This is a genomic window from Absiella sp. AM29-15 (assembly GCF_003434225.1).
Classification (GTDB): domain Bacteria; phylum Bacillota_I; class Bacilli_A; order Erysipelotrichales; family Erysipelotrichaceae; genus Hoskinsella; species Hoskinsella hominis.
Genome location: NZ_QVFL01000006.1, coordinates 23,556 through 38,670, shown reverse-complemented (window position 1 = coordinate 38,670; position 15,115 = coordinate 23,556). Strand labels below are relative to the sequence as shown.

At 36.3% G+C, this 15,115-nt stretch carries 21 protein-coding genes and 1 other annotated feature; of the genes, 20 read left to right on the top strand and 1 reads right to left on the bottom strand.

Features of this window, described 5'->3' with window-relative positions; genetic code table 11:
- Window positions 1–71: 71 nt before the first annotated feature.
- Entirely contained in the window at window positions 72–623 is a 552-nt protein-coding gene (locus DW761_RS07650) for a helix-turn-helix domain-containing protein (protein ID WP_117453579.1), read from the top strand.
- 17 nt (window positions 624–640) lie between these two features.
- Here DW761_RS07650 and DW761_RS07645 read toward each other — a convergent pair whose 3' ends face one another.
- Entirely contained in the window at window positions 641–1,213 is a 573-nt protein-coding gene (locus DW761_RS07645; protein WP_233513055.1) for a GNAT family N-acetyltransferase, read from the bottom strand.
- Window positions 1,214–1,317: 104 nt separating this feature from the next.
- Here DW761_RS07645 and DW761_RS07640 point away from each other — a divergent pair, with 104 nt between their 5' ends.
- The 19 genes from DW761_RS07640 to DW761_RS07565 all read left to right on the top strand — a co-directional run bounded on the left by DW761_RS07640 (window position 1,318) and on the right by DW761_RS07565 (window position 15,027).
- Window positions 1,318–2,496 carry a D-alanyl-D-alanine carboxypeptidase family protein gene (locus tag DW761_RS07640; RefSeq protein ID WP_117517288.1) on the top strand — a complete coding sequence of 393 codons (1,179 nt, stop codon included), beginning with the start codon at window positions 1,318–1,320 and terminating at the stop codon, window positions 2,494–2,496.
- A gap of 46 nt (window positions 2,497–2,542) precedes the next feature.
- Window positions 2,543–2,698, top strand: coding sequence for a hypothetical protein (locus DW761_RS21170; RefSeq protein WP_178695162.1), 156 nt, complete (start codon window positions 2,543–2,545; stop codon window positions 2,696–2,698).
- Between the two features lie 113 nt (window positions 2,699–2,811).
- On the top strand, window positions 2,812–3,129 hold the full coding sequence (locus tag DW761_RS07635) for an anti-sigma factor antagonist (protein WP_117453582.1): 318 nt from the start codon (window positions 2,812–2,814) through the stop codon (window positions 3,127–3,129).
- On the top strand, window positions 3,126–3,563 hold the full coding sequence (gene spoIIAB / locus DW761_RS07630) for an anti-sigma F factor (protein ID WP_117453583.1): 438 nt from the start codon (window positions 3,126–3,128) through the stop codon (window positions 3,561–3,563). Before DW761_RS07635 ends, spoIIAB begins: the two co-directional genes overlap by 4 nt.
- Window positions 3,541–4,266, top strand: a complete 726-nt coding sequence (locus tag DW761_RS07625) for a SigB/SigF/SigG family RNA polymerase sigma factor (RefSeq protein ID WP_117453584.1) — start codon at window positions 3,541–3,543, stop codon at window positions 4,264–4,266. Before spoIIAB ends, DW761_RS07625 begins: the two co-directional genes overlap by 23 nt.
- Window positions 4,267–4,346: 80 nt before the next feature.
- Window positions 4,347–4,979: a GNAT family N-acetyltransferase gene (locus DW761_RS07620; RefSeq protein WP_117453585.1), complete on the top strand. Its 633-nt coding sequence runs from the start codon at window positions 4,347–4,349 to the stop codon at window positions 4,977–4,979.
- Window positions 4,980–4,989: 10 nt separating this feature from the next.
- Window positions 4,990–6,042, top strand: a complete 1,053-nt coding sequence (locus DW761_RS07615; protein ID WP_117517286.1) for a hypothetical protein — start codon at window positions 4,990–4,992, stop codon at window positions 6,040–6,042.
- A 188-nt stretch (window positions 6,043–6,230) separates the two neighbouring features.
- Entirely contained in the window at window positions 6,231–6,704 is a 474-nt protein-coding gene (locus DW761_RS21405; protein ID WP_233513054.1) for a hypothetical protein, read from the top strand.
- Window positions 6,694–7,020 (top strand): NlpC/P60 family protein, encoded by a 327-nt coding sequence (locus tag DW761_RS21400; RefSeq protein WP_233513053.1) that lies wholly within the window; start codon window positions 6,694–6,696, stop codon window positions 7,018–7,020. Before DW761_RS21405 ends, DW761_RS21400 begins: the two co-directional genes overlap by 11 nt.
- Window positions 7,021–7,082: 62 nt before the next feature.
- The gene (gene sigK, locus DW761_RS07605) at window positions 7,083–7,793 is read left to right on the top strand and encodes an RNA polymerase sporulation sigma factor SigK (protein WP_117517282.1); all 711 of its coding nucleotides are present in this window, start codon (window positions 7,083–7,085) and stop codon (window positions 7,791–7,793) included.
- Between the two features lie 130 nt (window positions 7,794–7,923).
- A complete protein-coding gene (locus DW761_RS07600) occupies window positions 7,924–8,703 on the top strand; it encodes a SigB/SigF/SigG family RNA polymerase sigma factor (RefSeq protein ID WP_117453588.1) in 780 nt (259 codons plus the stop codon).
- Window positions 8,704–8,746: 43 nt separating this feature from the next.
- A complete protein-coding gene (locus DW761_RS07595) occupies window positions 8,747–8,989 on the top strand; it encodes a PRC-barrel domain-containing protein (RefSeq protein WP_117453589.1) in 243 nt (80 codons plus the stop codon).
- A gap of 83 nt (window positions 8,990–9,072) precedes the next feature.
- A complete protein-coding gene (locus DW761_RS07590; RefSeq protein WP_117453590.1) occupies window positions 9,073–9,474 on the top strand; it encodes a cell division protein SepF in 402 nt (133 codons plus the stop codon).
- A gap of 3 nt (window positions 9,475–9,477) precedes the next feature.
- Entirely contained in the window at window positions 9,478–10,236 is a 759-nt protein-coding gene (locus tag DW761_RS07585) for an RNA-binding protein (protein WP_117517280.1), read from the top strand.
- A gap of 305 nt (window positions 10,237–10,541) precedes the next feature.
- On the top strand, window positions 10,542–11,006 hold the full coding sequence (locus tag DW761_RS07580) for a DivIVA domain-containing protein (RefSeq protein WP_117453594.1): 465 nt from the start codon (window positions 10,542–10,544) through the stop codon (window positions 11,004–11,006).
- Window positions 11,003–11,220, top strand: a binding site (T-box leader). It overlaps the preceding gene by 4 nt.
- A 35-nt stretch (window positions 11,221–11,255) precedes the next feature.
- Window positions 11,256–13,985, top strand: a complete 2,730-nt coding sequence (gene ileS / locus DW761_RS07575; RefSeq protein ID WP_117517278.1) for an isoleucine--tRNA ligase — start codon at window positions 11,256–11,258, stop codon at window positions 13,983–13,985.
- A gap of 117 nt (window positions 13,986–14,102) precedes the next feature.
- The gene (locus DW761_RS07570; RefSeq protein WP_117517276.1) at window positions 14,103–14,336 is read left to right on the top strand and encodes a hypothetical protein; all 234 of its coding nucleotides are present in this window, start codon (window positions 14,103–14,105) and stop codon (window positions 14,334–14,336) included.
- A gap of 224 nt (window positions 14,337–14,560) precedes the next feature.
- The gene (locus DW761_RS20980) at window positions 14,561–14,716 is read left to right on the top strand and encodes a hypothetical protein (protein WP_158553769.1); all 156 of its coding nucleotides are present in this window, start codon (window positions 14,561–14,563) and stop codon (window positions 14,714–14,716) included.
- Window positions 14,717–14,835: 119 nt separating this feature from the next.
- On the top strand, window positions 14,836–15,027 hold the full coding sequence (locus DW761_RS07565; RefSeq protein ID WP_147323318.1) for a hypothetical protein: 192 nt from the start codon (window positions 14,836–14,838) through the stop codon (window positions 15,025–15,027).
- Window positions 15,028–15,115: the final 88 nt, after the last annotated feature.

Here is a 15,115-nt window from a genome sequence, read left to right as displayed (position 1 = left end):
TATATTGAACGTTTATACGATATATTTTACGTTTGTTCACTATAATTGTCAAGCATAAAGAAAGGAACGCTATGGAACCAGGAAAAATTATCGCAGTGAATTTAAAAAAATTAAGAACGGAAAGAAATTTGAGCTTAGGAGCATTGGCAAGTATTTCAGGTATCAGTAAGACGATGTTGTCAGATATAGAAAAAGGCAACAGTAATCCCACCATCAATACCGTTTGGAAAATCGCCAATGGTCTAAAGGTTCCCTATACCAAACTGATCGATGGCGTAGATGATGAAACCACCATCGTACAAAGAAAAGAAACCATCAAACAAACAAGTGAAAACAATGCCTATCGCGTATATTGTTATTACACCACGACACCAACTAGAAACTTTGAATTATTCTATTGTGAATTAGATGCCAAGGCATCCAACAGCTCCATTGGACATAGTGAAAAATCGCAAGAATATATTTATGTCATGCAGGGAGAACTTATATTGGATACCGAAAATGGTGAATTCATTTTAAAAGAAGGAGATAGCATTGCCTTTGATTCCTCTATCTCACATACCTATATCAATCCAAAGGAAATAACGACCAGCTTCATGGTCATTAATTATTATCCCAGCTAAAAAAAGCCATAACCCTGTCACGATTGTGTATCAGAGTTATGGCTTTCTTTCCATTCATCTTCTAAAATTGACATTAAAATATCATCTGCATATTGCGTTTTATCCCATATCGCATCACGAAGTCTGCCTTCTTCTCGATATCCTGCCTTCAGGTATGCTTTATACGCATGTTCATTGAAAGCAAACACATTTAAAGATAAGCGATGAAGATGTAAGCTTTCAAAGGCAAAATCTCTTGTCGTACAAATTGCCCAGAAGCCAATACCTTTGCCACGCATCGTTGGCGAAAATAAATATATCCTGAAATTAGCACTTCTTGATTCCCAGTCAATTTCATTGATGACACTTTCTCCAATCATGGTGCCATCAGGAGCAAAAATCAAAAAATCATAACGATTTGGATCATGTAAACAATTTTGAAAATATGTGGTAACTTCCTCTTTCGTGTAATGATTTTTACTGCCAGTCATACGTATTCCTTCATCATCTTGTCTACAAAAGCCCTGAATATAATATTCTTCCATATCTTCTATTCTGGAAGAACGCATGAAATATCCCTGATATTTCCATGTCTTATCACTTTGCATCATGATCACCTCGTTAATCATGGTACATGATATCTGATGAAATTTCAACCGGGTAGTTGTTCTTATTTATACAAGATTCACATAGGCTTATAGTGAGGTTGATAACGATGAAAAAGATATGTCTACTAATACTATGTGCATGTATGATGCTTCCTGTACTTACCATGCCTGTTAAATGTGTTGAAAAGAAAGAAGAACCACAAACAAATGTTTTAGCTCCCAGTGCAAAAGGTGTATATCTGTGTGAAAATACAACAGGGAAAGTCATATATGCACGCAATGAAAAAGAAAAGCTATATCCAGCTTCCATGACCAAAATGATGGGATTATTACTTATATTTGAATCTTTACATGATGGAAAACTGAAATGGGAGGATACGGTAACCACCAGTGAATATGCCGCCAGTATGGGTGGCTCACAGGTTTTCCTTGAAGTCAATGAAACTATGAGCGTCAAAGATATGATCAAAAGTATCTGTATTGCTTCTGCCAATGATGCAATGGTTGCCATGTCAGAAAAGGTTGGTGGCAGTGTAGATGGCTTTGTGGAAATGATGAATGAAAAAGCCAAAACTTTAAAATTAAGCAATACCCACTTTGCGAATCCTACCGGTTTGCATGATCCAGACCATTATTCCTGCGCAAAAGATATGGCTATCATTGCCCGTGCCCTGATCAAGGAAGGCGGGAAAGAGCTGTTGAAGATCACCAGTACGTATGATGCATATATCAGAGAAAACAGTGACTCAAAATTCTGGCTGGTCAATACCAACAAGCTGTTAAAACAATATCCTGGAGTTGATGGCTTAAAGACCGGATTTACTACAGAGGCATTATCCTGTATTACCACAACAGCCAAAAAAGATGGTTTGCGCTTAATTGGTGTAGTCATGGGAGAGCCAAGTAGCAAGGTAAGAAATAAAGAAATGATACAACTGCTGGATTATGGATTCTCACAATATGAACAGGCAACCCTGTATAAAAAAGGCACAAAGATAGAAACAAAAAAATTTGAAAATGGAAAGCCAGCCACTGCTGGTATTGTGACATTAGATGATGTATCCTATGTGTATCAAAAAGGATCACAGCCAAAAGAAACCAAAAAAGAAATCAAGATCGATGCCCAATTACCTTATAAAGCCAATAAGAAAATCGGTACAATGGAAATTACGATGTCTGATGGCTATCATATGCAGGTACCCATTGGTGTGGATCATGATGTGGTACCATTAAACTTTGTGGATATTTTTATGAAAACATTTGAGGATATATTTGTCAATAGTTAAATTGGTATAACGACACATACTATGGGAGTAAAGGAAGTGTTGAATCGTGTCACGTCTTGCATGGATTGTTTTATTTCTTGCATTGGCAGGATTGTTCATCTTATTATACAGCCTGTTGAAGGTTGCTCATGATGCAGATGAGCGTGCTGGCTATATGGAAGAATACAGCTGGGATTTAGATGATGAAGAAGAGGATGATTAAGGCATATCTGCTATGGATATGCTTTTTTTGACTGCTTTTGACAACCTTTGTCGAATATCCACAAGCCGAAATAAAAAAGTGATAAGATAGTCCAGGTGAAAGGGTGATAAAACATGAAGCATCAATTTAAAGATGGTATCCTGTATTTCTATTTCTTTGGCGATTTAGATAATCTCAGTGTAACCAATCTGAAACAGATCTGTATCGATCTGATAGAACAATACCAGCCAACGATTGTAAAACTAGATTTTGAGGAAGTGACCTTTGTTGATAGTACGGGTATTGGATTTGTATTAGCACGATATAAACAGTTGAAACGAAAAGGCAGCACTCTGGTGGTATGCAACCTGTCAAATGCCAATGAGAAGCTGTTTCAGATGTCAGGCATCTTTCAGATCATACGACATGAAAGAAATGAGGTAAAACTATGAATAAAATGAAACTGGAATTCTACAGTAAATTAGAAAATGAAGCATTTGCGAGAACCTCAGTTGTGGCATTTTTAATGCCGTTAGATCTTCCTATGGAAGATGTGATGGAAATCAAAACAATTTTAGCGGAAGCAGTCGTCAATGCGATGATTCATGGATATGAGAATGTAGAGGATGGCATCATCCTGCTGGAAGTCAGCTATGATGAGCATTATATCTATATCCACGTGAAAGATGATGGCTGTGGTATAGATGATATCCAAAAAGCCATGGAGCCAATGTATACCAGCAAAGAGTATTTGGAGCGAAGTGGTATGGGAATGACCATAATGCAGACATTTGCGGATGAATTCCATATTCATAGTGAAGCGGGAAAGGGATGTGATCTGCAAATCAAAAAGAAGATCAGACATGGAAATCAAACGGAGCAATGAAGAACTGATTCATCTGATTCAACAAGGGGACAACAAAGCAAGAGATGAATTCGTTGCGCAGAATACACCGCTTGTCTATTCTATTGTGAAACGATTCCATCGACCGAAACAAAGCCAGGATGATTTATTTCAAATAGGCTGTGTGGGATTGATGAAAGCCCTGAATCATTTTGATGTCAGTTATGGTGTAAAGTTTTCTACATATGCAGTACCTATTATTATGGGAGAAATCAAACGATACTTTCGTGATGATGGCAGTATGCGAATATCCCGTTCCATCAAAGAAGGCTATTTAACGATGCTGAAAAGCAAAGAAAAACTATTTCAACAGCTGCATCATGAGCCAACCTATCAGGAGATTGCAGATGATTTACAATTAGATGTTGGCGATGTAATCGTGGCATTTGAAGCAAACCAGTTTGTTTATTCTTTAGATGAAACCATCTATGAAAACGATGGCTCACCAATTCTATTAGAAGATAAAGTGAAAAATCGTAAAGAAGAAGATGTCGTGATGAAGGTCAGTTTGGAGAATGAAGTAAAACGCTTAGAAGAACGTGATCAACTGTTATTACACTATCGCTATGATTTAGGTATGAAGCAGGAGGATATTGCCCGAAAATTGTCGATTTCCCAGGTACAGGTATCCCGTTTAGAGAAAAAAATATTGAAAAAGCTGAAAGAACGTCTAGTGAATGTTTAATTACATAAGACGTTCTTTTCATAATTTACACATATCGAAAAAATATGATATAATAGGGCGAGGAATAAGGATGTGAAAAAATGTCATTCGCTGGTTTATATGAATTAAATGACTATGAAATTGCCAATCTTTATAAAGAAATGGCAGAGAATTTTTATGAGGATGAACTGTATAAAACCGTATTTCCATATAAAAAATCAAGAAGGCGCCTGGTAAAGTATTTCTTTAAACACTACTTGGCTGCAATTCGTCCATACAGCCATTTTATCGCAGATAGTAAAGAGCTGCACAGTGTGATGGTGGTCTATGATACATCACTTGAAAACGCATGGAAATATCATCTGCGTTTGTTTAGTCTGAATATGAAAATGATTCCCATGCTAATATCCACTCATTCCTTTCAGGTCATATGGCATGTGATCAAGTGCTGGGATATGTTTACCAGCCGCTGGGTCAAAGAATTTGTGACACATGAGTCATATCATATTGATCTGATGTATACAAAAAAAGAGGATCGAAAACAGGGACTTGCCAAAATGCTGATTACACGTGTATGTGAAGATGCAAAAGAAAAAGGGTTTGATGTGACAATGGAAACACATCATAAAGACAATCTGGCATTATATGAAGAAACCGGCTTTAAATTGATGAGTGTCATTACACATGACAATTATGATTTGAAGCAGTATTGTTTATTGATAAGAAATGAATAGAGGTGTAGATATGAATCTAAAACATAGAGTACAAAATTTTTGGAAGTATTTTGAAACGGTACAGAGTACTGTTGAACAAGCATTACAAGAAGGTGATCAACACGAATTAGAGCATCTGCTGGAGGATTTAAATCATCGATTAGCGACGATTGTCGGCACAAAGATGGAGCTGGAAATGAATGAAAACGGCTTCTTTGAAATGACATTTCCAAGCGGTGGAGATAAGAACGTACAATTCTGCAGCGCTATATTAGTGAAAGATGCGCCAGAACAGTTAAAAGAAAACTGGATCCTGAATCCATGGCGGCCACCATTATCACAAAAAGCAATGAACAGCTATATTGATGTGAAAGGAAAACGCTATGGTGGGGCTGACTTTAAAATCTATTACAAAATCAATGAAGCATTAAAGATGCTGGATATTGAAGTATATTGTGAAGCATTAAAGGATATGGAAGAAGATTATCGTAACCGTCTGGTTGCATATATGCTGGAGCTGTTCATTGGAGAATTGGAGCTGGAAGCAAGAATCAACAGCATTACGATCATTGACACACCAAGTGATGAAGAAAATGTGTGTCTTTTACCTAACTTTTACGAAGATATCTGTGATATCATCATTGATGAAGAGTGGAGCGAGTACCATGATCCTACCACTATTTATATGGCATACAAACTGGATGAAAAGCTGCCAAGTGAAACCCTTCGTAAAGATATGAAGATGATCATTACCACCAATCCATTACTTCAGGAGGAATTGTTAAATCAAGAATACCAGTCATGTAAAGATATGAAAGAGCGTGGCGCAGAATATGGCTATCTATTTTATGAAGTCTTATATGAAGATGAAAAAGAAGCACTATTACGTCAACAGCTAGAAAAGGAAATCAATAAATTATTCTATGATATGTCACTAGCTAGAACGATTGGCGGGGCAATTGGTATCCATTATTCTTATATTGATGTCGCAGTCTTTGATATTGACGGTTTTAAGATTGCATTAGAAAAACTGAACGAAAAATTAAGCTTTAAAATCTATTACCGTTCATTTTTAGAGAATTAGGACAGTCAGAAAGATGACTGTCTTTTTTTATCTAAATAATCACAGCTATGTCACATGAATATGAAAAATGTATTTGATATCACAAAAAGGTCATAAAATGTAGGCTAAAGGGTTTACGTGTGACAAAGTTTTGTGTATAGTATGAGTAGGAAGTAAGTAACACAGTTTAAAACAAGGAGGACATGAAGATGAAAAAATCTAAAATGTTGACATATAGTACATGCGCATTATTAAGCGCTGGATTGATTTGTGGTGGTATCGTTTATAACAATACAACAGCTGAAAGTACTAAGGTTGCGGCAATCGGTTTAACAAATATCGATTCAGGCACTAAAGATATTATGAAACAGGTACAGGAAGTCACTACAAAGAAAAATGCTAAGAAAGCTACACCAAAAGCAGAAACAAGTAAAAAAGAAACAAAGAAAGAAACCGTTGAAAAAGAACAACAAACAAATGAAACAGCGCAGGCTGTGGAAAATAACGAAGTTAATGAAACACAAACACAGGCCCCTGCAAAGACACAACAGTCACAGCCAAAGCAGGAAAGCGCGCCTTCTCCTTCCAAAAAAACAAGAAGCTCCACAGCCTCAGCAGGAAGCAGTTACAAGTCCTATTGCCCAGACAGCATTATCTTATGTAGGTGCAAACATGTGGTGTGAAGAAGTCGCAGAAAAAAGTATTGAAGCAGTAGGAAAATCCGCATGGATCACAGTAGAAGAAGAGGATGGCGATGCGATCGTTGAACATCACATCATGGGACCAGACAACTTCTTGCAAATCGCTTCACAGGTTTCTTTAGATAACTTACAGCAAGGTGATTTATTATACTATGCAAATAATGGCAGTGGTAAAAGTCACATCGCTGTTTATGTAGGTAATGGACAAGTCGTACATGGTGGATACAATGGTGCAAACGTTGTTATCGCCGGCATCTATTTACCAGGCGCATCAACACCAATCGGATTACGTGTGTAATCCGATTTTTTTGTCGCATGTTGTCACATCCCTTATCATATACTGATAACAGGTGATAAGAAATGTTAACAACATTATTTGAATTACTGTCAAATGCGTTATGTTATGTTGGATATATACGAAACAACAGTTTTTTACAACCACTTGATAAGGAAGAAGAAGCAAACTGTATAGCATTATTGAAAGATCATGATGAAGAAGCACGCAACAAACTGATTGAACACAATCTGCGTTTGGTTGCCCATATCGTAAAAAAATACGATATCCGTAAGGAACAAAAAGAAGATCTCATCAGTATCGGAACTATTGGATTGATCAAAGCTATTGATTCTTTCAAACCGGAAAAAGGACATAAGCTTACAACCTATGCCAGTAAATGTATAGAAAATGAGATATTGATGTATTTACGAAGCTCTAAAAACTATTTTCAAAACGTATCACTCAACGAAGCTATTGCGACCGATAAGGATGGCAGTGAGATTACACTCATTGATGCGATATCCGCACCAGAAGATAATATCATTGATGATATGATGTTAGAAGATAACGTATCCAAGCTTAAACGTTTCATTCACGTACTCGATGCCAGAGAGCTGGAAATCATTACCAAGCGTTTTGGTTTATATGGACAAAAGGAACAGACCCAGCGAGAAATTGCCAAAACCATGAATATTTCACGATCTTATGTATCACGGATAGAAAAAAGGGCCTTTATGAAGATATATCGGGAATTTCAAAAAGATGAAAAGAAGAAAAAAGCAACAGAACCATGATGATAAAACACCATGGTTTTTTCCTGTTTGTCAAGTGATATCTCTTTCCAGTTACTTACAAATAAACACGTGTATAGCATAAATTTTACAAGGGAAAACTCCTAGTACACAAGGCTAGGAGGTTGTAGAAATGAGTCGTTATAAAGTAGAAATCAGTGGGATCAACACATCCACTTTAAAAGTGTTGACCAATGCAGAAATGAAAGAATTGTTTGTCGCTTTACAAAACGGTGACTTACAAGCCAAAGAAACCCTGATCAATGGGAACTTAAAGCTTGTTTTAAGCATCGTTCAGCGTTTCCATAACCGCTGTGAAAACATGGATGATCTGTTTCAGGTAGGGTGTATCGGTCTTGTGAAATCCATAGATAACTTTGATTTAAAACATGAGGTACGCTTTTCTACCTATGCTGTTCCTATGATTATGGGAGAAATTAAACGTTACTTAAGAGATAATCAGGTCATCAGAGTATCCAGACATCTAAAAGATTTAGCATATAAGGCATTTCAGGTAAAAGAAGAATATATACATACCTATCAGAAAGAACCAACCACAGCATATTTAGCTTCTGTATTAGAAGTCAAAGAAAAAGATATCGTGGATGCATTAGATTCCACCCAATCCGTATTAAGTATCTTTGAACCCGTCTATAACAGTGATGGGGATGAATTGTTTCTGTTAGATCAAATCAAAGATGAGCATGATGAAATTGAAAAATTATCCAATGTGATGGCATTAAAAAAGAGCCTGAAGCATTTAAAGGGCAAAGAACTGGATATCATCAAAAAACGTTACTATGATGATATGACACAAACAGAAATCGCAAATGAACTTGGCATATCCCAGGCACAGGTATCACGCCTTGAAAAAAATGCTATTGCGGCATTACGAAAAGATATTGAAAACTAGCACACATTTGAAGTTTCCTCATACAATAAACTAGGTGAGGCAAATGAGATATTCAGATATCGTTGGGAAACAGGTTATCAATATACGAAACGGGGCATTGATAGGAACGGTTTGTGATCTTGCTTTTGATCCATGCTCCTATCTGATTTATGCAATCTATGCATGTCCGCCACGTTCCTGTATCAAAAAATGCTTTCCTTTTTTCTTCGGTAAAGAAGAAATAGAAATCGATGTAAAGGAAATTGAAAATATTCAGGGCGATGTGATTTTGGTGAGATTTAGCTAAATCTCACTTTTCTTTTGGAAAAAGCCTTTTTCTATGCAGAACTTTGTGATAAAATAGTGATAACGTATAGGAGGTATGCCAACATGAGCATCGGTCAAAAATTTAAAGAATTTATTGCACCAATGGATGAAGATGATGTGTTAGAAGTAGAACAGGAAGATGAAGATAACCGTGTCCTGTCTGAATATGAACAGCCAAAATCAAAGGTAAGTCGTTTATCAGGTGATACAAAGATGGTTTTGTTTGAACCACGTTCATTCGATGAAGCAGAAGAAGTCGCAAAACGTTTGAAAGAAAACAAGGCAGCCGTTATTAATTTACATAAGCTGCAAAGAGATTATGCGCAAAGAACAATCGATTTTCTAACAGGTGTTATTTTCGCTCTGGATGGAACCATTCAGAAAATTGGTCATAATGTTATTCTGTGTGCTCCTAAAAATGTAGCAGTACATGGAGAAATTAGTTTGGATGCAAACGAAGAGTAATTAATGAATCAGCATCAGTTACAACATTTTCGGGGTAATGAAGAATTCGTAAAACGCCTATATGATCTCATTGATCAGATGCAACGTTATAGACGGATATGCATTACTCCCTTTTTTACGCCTGAAGAAGCATCGATTGCACAAAGTATCTGTGGGAAACAGATTCTTTACCGTATGGATGGCGGTTATCCAAATGCGGAACGTGTACGTTTTGCATTTCTACCATATGATGATGAAGAACCAGCTTTTCCTACCATCTGTTTAAAAGCCAACTACTCCTCATCCTTCTCTAAATTATCACATCCGGATATCTTAGGTGCCATTATGCATATTGGCATTGAACGGGATATGATTGGAGATTTTATCATTGAGGATGACAGAATCTATATTTTCTGTGATGAGATGGTTGAAAATTATATCACATGCAACTTAACCAAAATCAAACGCTGTTCTCTTCATTTTCAGCGAACAAATGAACCTATTCAACATGAACAAAAATTAAAATATGAAACCAAAATCGTATCTTCCTTACGCTTAGATGTGATGGTATCTACACTTGGGCATATGTCCAGAAGCAAAGCAACAGATCTTATCAAAGCAGGACTTGTGAAGGTCAATCATACCGTAAACCAGCAGGCTTCCACAACGGTTAGTGTTGGCAGTGTGATATCGATACGGAAAGCAGGGCGTTTTAAGTTTTTAGAAGTATCCAACAAGACAAAAAAAGATCATCTAGTTATTGAAGTCGCAAAATATGAGTAAGGCCTGCCATGTGCAGGCTTTTTCATTTCAATGAAATGAAAATAACTACCCAAATAACTACCCCCAAAACTACCCCCATGACTACCCTCAAAGCTGGAGGGAGATATTCCTTTCATATGATCATAGTGAAAATGAATGTCATATAAAAGGAATGATTTTGGAAAATAATGAAAAAAGCTGGAAAAATACAATGACATTCACAAAAATCCCTTGAAGAAGTGGCATATTTATGACATAATAATAATGCTATTTCCATTTGTGAATTAAGCCGCTTATTTCCGAAGGTGAGGACGAAAGGTGATGTTATGGACAAGAAATCATTCGATACGATGAAAAATGGATATAACCGTTACCAGGTCGATGACTATATATCCTTGCTTAGTAATGAAAACGAAGAACTGAAGAAAAAGCAAACAGTGCTTTTGAAACAGGTAGAAGAAATGGAAAAAGAACTGGCTGAAAAACAACAGGAATATAACAAGGTCATGGAAAATCTGGCGATTCGTGAGAAGGCAGCTGGAGAGATGGCAAGGATTGCGATGAAAGAAGCAAATATGGTAGTAGATACAGCACAGAAAAATGCAGATGCTATCGTGAAAGAGTCTTTAATCATGGCAAGAGGCATATTGCTGGATATTGCCAGACTGGGAAATGAGGCAAATGAATTAAAAGGCAGCATGAAGGATGAATTAAGACAACTGGAAGCTGCACTGGATGAATTTGAAACACCCAATATTCCCAACATGGATCTTTTGAAAAAAGAATTGTAAATGCGTGAACAGAAAAGACATGTTTTATTACAGGTACTGATAGAGAGCAGCTGGCTGGTGGAAAGCTGTAGGAAGGGTAATAAAAAATCACTTTTCGATGCAGATTTCCTGAATGGTTAGTAGGGAAGTACGGGTTTAGCACACGTTACGTGTTGAAAGTGCATATCAGGAATGATATGAACTAAGGTGGTACCGCGTGAATAACGTCCTTAGAGTAAGGACGTTTTTTTTATGAAGGAGGAAGAAACGATGGAATATAAAGATACGCTATTAATGCCAAATACCAAGTTTGAAATGCGTGGAAAGTTACCAAGTAAAGAGCCAAACTTCCAGCAGCGCTGGAAAGAACAAAACATCTATGAAAAGATGTTAGAAAAAAGAGAAGGATGCGAAGCATTCGTTTTACATGATGGTCCTCCATATGCAAATGGAGATATCCACTTAGGACATGCATTAAATAAAATTTTAAAGGATGTCATCATCCGTAACCGCTTTATGGCTGGCTACAAGGTGCCTTATGTACCAGGATGGGATACACATGGTTTACCTATTGAAACAGCTATCCAGAAGCTTGGATATAACCGTAAAGAAATGGAACTGGCTGATTTCAGAAAGCTTTGCTACAACTATGCTTTAGAACAGGTAGAAAGACAGAAAAAAGGATTCCTTTCTTTAGGTGTGGTAGGTGATTATGATCATCCTTATATCACATTAACAAAAGAATTTGAAGCACACCAGATTGAAATCTTTGGTAAGATGGCAATGGATGGCTTGATCTATAAAGGATTAAAACCAGTATATTGGAGTCCATCCAGTGAAACAGCTCTTGCAGAAGCTGAAATTGAATACAAGGATATCAAGAGTCCTACGATTTTTGTGAAATTCCCTGTAAAAGATGGTAAAGGAATCTTAGATACAGATACAAGTTTTGTCATCTGGACAACAACACCTTGGACAATCCCTGCAAACTTAGCAATCTGTTTGAATAAGGATTATACATATGCACTAGTTGAAAGTGAAAAAGGTAAATTATTAGTTCTTCAGGAGCTTGTTGATGCGTTGTGGGAAAAATTTGGATTAACGCAGAAAAACATCATCAAAACATTCAAGGGAAAAGAACTTGAAATGATCACATGTCAGCATCCTTTATATGATCGTGAATCTTTGGTTATCTTAGGTGATCACGTTACTGCTGATGCAGGTACTGGATGTGTACATACAGCTCCAGGCTTTGGTGCAGATGACTTCTTTGTAGGTCAGAAATATGGTTTACCAGCATATTGTAATGTTGATGAACATGGATGCATGATGGAAGATTGTGGCGAATGGCTTGCTGGTCAGTATGTAGATGATGCCAATAAGACAGTGACACAAAAACTGGATGAAATCGGTGCTTTATTAAAACTTGAATTCATTACACACTCCTATCCACACGATTGGAGAACAAAGAAACCAATTATCTTCCGTGCCACTACACAATGGTTTGCATCTATCGATAAGATTCGTGAACAGTTATTAAATGAAATTGATAAAGTAGACTGGATACCAAAGTGGGGACAGCAGCGTATGCATAACATGATCGCCGATCGTGGTGACTGGTGTATTTCCCGTCAGCGTGCATGGGGTGTACCAATTCCTATCTTCTATGCAGAAGACGATACACCTATCATGGATCAAAACGTATTTGATCATGTCGCAGAATTATTCAAAGAATTTGGTTCAAATGTATGGTTTGAAAGAGACGCAAAAGACTTACTTCCAGAAGGATACAGCCACCCAGGTTCACCAAATGGAACTTTCCGTAAAGAAACAGATACCATGGATGTATGGTTTGACTCCGGAAGTTCACACACAGGTGCTATGATGGAAAGAGGTTTAGGCTATCCTGCTGATCTATACTTTGAAGGTAGTGACCAGTATCGTGGATGGTTTAATTCATCTTTGATCATTGGGACTGCTGTACATGGACAATCTCCATATAAACAGGTATTAAGCCATGGTTTTGTTATGGATGGTAAAGGTGTGAAGATGAGTAAATCTCAATGGAACGCTGTAGCACCAGGTGAAATCACTAAGAAATATGGCGCAGATATCCTTCGTTTATGGGCTACTTCTGTAGACTATCAGGCAGACTGCTCAATGTCAGATGAAATCATGAAACAGATTTCTGAACAATATCGTAAAGTACGTAATACATTCCGTTTCATGTTAGCAAACATCAATCCAGAAACAGACTTCACAAAAGAAGATTTGGTAGATGTGAAGGAATTACCAGCATTAGATCAATATATCTTAGTGCTATTAAATGAAGCAAATACCAAAGCAATCAAAGCTTATCAAGAATACCGTTTTGCGGATATCACTGGTATGTTAACAAACTTAATGACCAATGAATTATCTGCTTACTATATGGATTACACAAAAGATATCCTGTATATCGAAAAGAAAGATTCACCAAGAAGAAGACAAGTACAAACTGTTCTGTATCATGCATTAGACTTCTTATTACGTCTATGGGCACCAATCCTTGTTCATACATGTGAAGAAGTAAATGATTTCTTCCATACAGAAGCAGAAAGTATCCATTTAGGAAGCTTCAAAGAAAACCTTGTCATTGATAACGCAGAAGCAATCAAAGCAGATGTGGCTCGTTTAATGGCAATTCGTGCAGATATCTTTAAAGCACTAGAAACAGCTCGTGCAGAAAAAGTTATCGGGAAATCATTAGAAGCACATGTTATGGTAAATGTATCTGATGAAGATCGTAAATTGATCGAAGATTACTGTGGCAACAAATTCAACCAATGGCTGATCGTATCAAAAGTAAGTTTCTCTGTAGATGAATTACCAGCATATGAAGTATGCCAGGTAGCAGTAGAAAAATGTGAGGGAAAAGTATGTCCAAGATGCTGGAACATTACTGATTCTTCAAGAGAAGATGGCTTATGTGATCGTTGTCACGAAGTATTAGAAGGCTAATATATCCAGAAGACTATAGGAATTCAATTTCTATAGTCTTTTTTGTATATACATTATCGTGTGATGGACAAATAATGAAAGGAAGTTATAATATTCTTGAAAGAGATAGGTGATAAAATGTGTAACTTAAGTGAAGGTATCCGTAAAGAAGCAAAAGAAGAAGGTAAACTAGAAGGTAAATTAGAAGGAAAGCTTGAAGGTAAAGCAGAAGAACGGTTTCTAAGCGCTGTAGTATATACAAAAAAGTTAATGGTAAAAAATCATATTAATGTTATGGAAGCAATAGATATATTAGATATTCCAGATGACATCCGCCAAGCTGTAATTGATGAAATAGAAAAGAAAAATTAACCAAATAAAGATATCCATTTAAGGAAGAAACACCTAAATGAATATTTTTTTCATCATAGTATAAAACATAAAAGCTTTTTACATAAAATTAATTAGTATTTTAATATAAATAAAATTTATAATATCATGATTTTAAAAAGTAATATCAGATAATATACATTATAGTTGGATGGACAAATAATGAAAGATAGTTATAATGTTTTTGAAAGGGGCAGGTGATGCAAATGCTTAACTTAAGTGAAGGTATCTGTAAAGAAGGAAGGTTTATAAGCAATGTAAAAGTAAGCTTCTCTATAGATGAATTACCAGCATATGATGTATGTCAGGTTGAAGAAAAATATGAGGAAAAAGTATGTTCAAGAATAAGTTTTTTGCATTAAGCATACATGTTTGGGTGTGTCATTTTCTCTATGATGCTTATCAAAGCTAAAAAAATAGTATAATCAATTATATTTTGTTATACCATTATATTTAGGAAGGAATGATTAGTGTGAGGATAGTGCCAGGAACGATTTTTGATTTAAAAGAAATTCAGCCAACGCCTTCTAAGTTAGTTGATTTTAGATATCTTACGAATGGATATCGTTATTACAATTATTCTGATGATAAGTTTAAGGTTGAGGTTGATCCAATTAGCAGAGATAGGGATTATGATGATATTAAAAATAAAGATTTAGAATTGGGGATTTAGTAAAGTGAAGATATCCGTAAAGAAGCGAAAGAAGAAGGTAAAGCAGATGAAAGGTTTCTAAGCGCTGTAGAATATACCAAGACGTTAA

Coding starts and splice junctions, on each gene's coding strand:
- DW761_RS07650 (WP_117453579.1), top strand. CDS start 72: ATGGAACCAGGAAAAATTATCGCAGTGAATTTAAAAAAATTAAGAACG.
- DW761_RS07645 (WP_233513055.1), bottom strand. CDS start 1,213: ATGATGCAAAGTGATAAGACATGGAAATATCAGGGATATTTCATGCGT.
- DW761_RS07640 (WP_117517288.1), top strand. CDS start 1,318: ATGAAAAAGATATGTCTACTAATACTATGTGCATGTATGATGCTTCCT.
- DW761_RS07635 (WP_117453582.1), top strand. CDS start 2,812: ATGAAGCATCAATTTAAAGATGGTATCCTGTATTTCTATTTCTTTGGC.
- spoIIAB (WP_117453583.1), top strand. CDS start 3,126: ATGAATAAAATGAAACTGGAATTCTACAGTAAATTAGAAAATGAAGCA.
- DW761_RS07625 (WP_117453584.1), top strand. CDS start 3,541: ATGGAAATCAAACGGAGCAATGAAGAACTGATTCATCTGATTCAACAA.
- DW761_RS07620 (WP_117453585.1), top strand. CDS start 4,347: ATGTCATTCGCTGGTTTATATGAATTAAATGACTATGAAATTGCCAAT.
- DW761_RS07615 (WP_117517286.1), top strand. CDS start 4,990: ATGAATCTAAAACATAGAGTACAAAATTTTTGGAAGTATTTTGAAACG.
- DW761_RS21405 (WP_233513054.1), top strand. CDS start 6,231: ATGAAAAAATCTAAAATGTTGACATATAGTACATGCGCATTATTAAGC.
- DW761_RS21400 (WP_233513053.1), top strand. CDS start 6,694: ATGTGGTGTGAAGAAGTCGCAGAAAAAAGTATTGAAGCAGTAGGAAAA.
- sigK (WP_117517282.1), top strand. CDS start 7,083: ATGTTAACAACATTATTTGAATTACTGTCAAATGCGTTATGTTATGTT.
- DW761_RS07600 (WP_117453588.1), top strand. CDS start 7,924: ATGAGTCGTTATAAAGTAGAAATCAGTGGGATCAACACATCCACTTTA.
- DW761_RS07595 (WP_117453589.1), top strand. CDS start 8,747: ATGAGATATTCAGATATCGTTGGGAAACAGGTTATCAATATACGAAAC.
- DW761_RS07590 (WP_117453590.1), top strand. CDS start 9,073: ATGAGCATCGGTCAAAAATTTAAAGAATTTATTGCACCAATGGATGAA.
- DW761_RS07585 (WP_117517280.1), top strand. CDS start 9,478: ATGAATCAGCATCAGTTACAACATTTTCGGGGTAATGAAGAATTCGTA.
- DW761_RS07580 (WP_117453594.1), top strand. CDS start 10,542: ATGGACAAGAAATCATTCGATACGATGAAAAATGGATATAACCGTTAC.
- ileS (WP_117517278.1), top strand. CDS start 11,256: ATGGAATATAAAGATACGCTATTAATGCCAAATACCAAGTTTGAAATG.
- DW761_RS07570 (WP_117517276.1), top strand. CDS start 14,103: ATGTGTAACTTAAGTGAAGGTATCCGTAAAGAAGCAAAAGAAGAAGGT.
- DW761_RS20980 (WP_158553769.1), top strand. CDS start 14,561: ATGCTTAACTTAAGTGAAGGTATCTGTAAAGAAGGAAGGTTTATAAGC.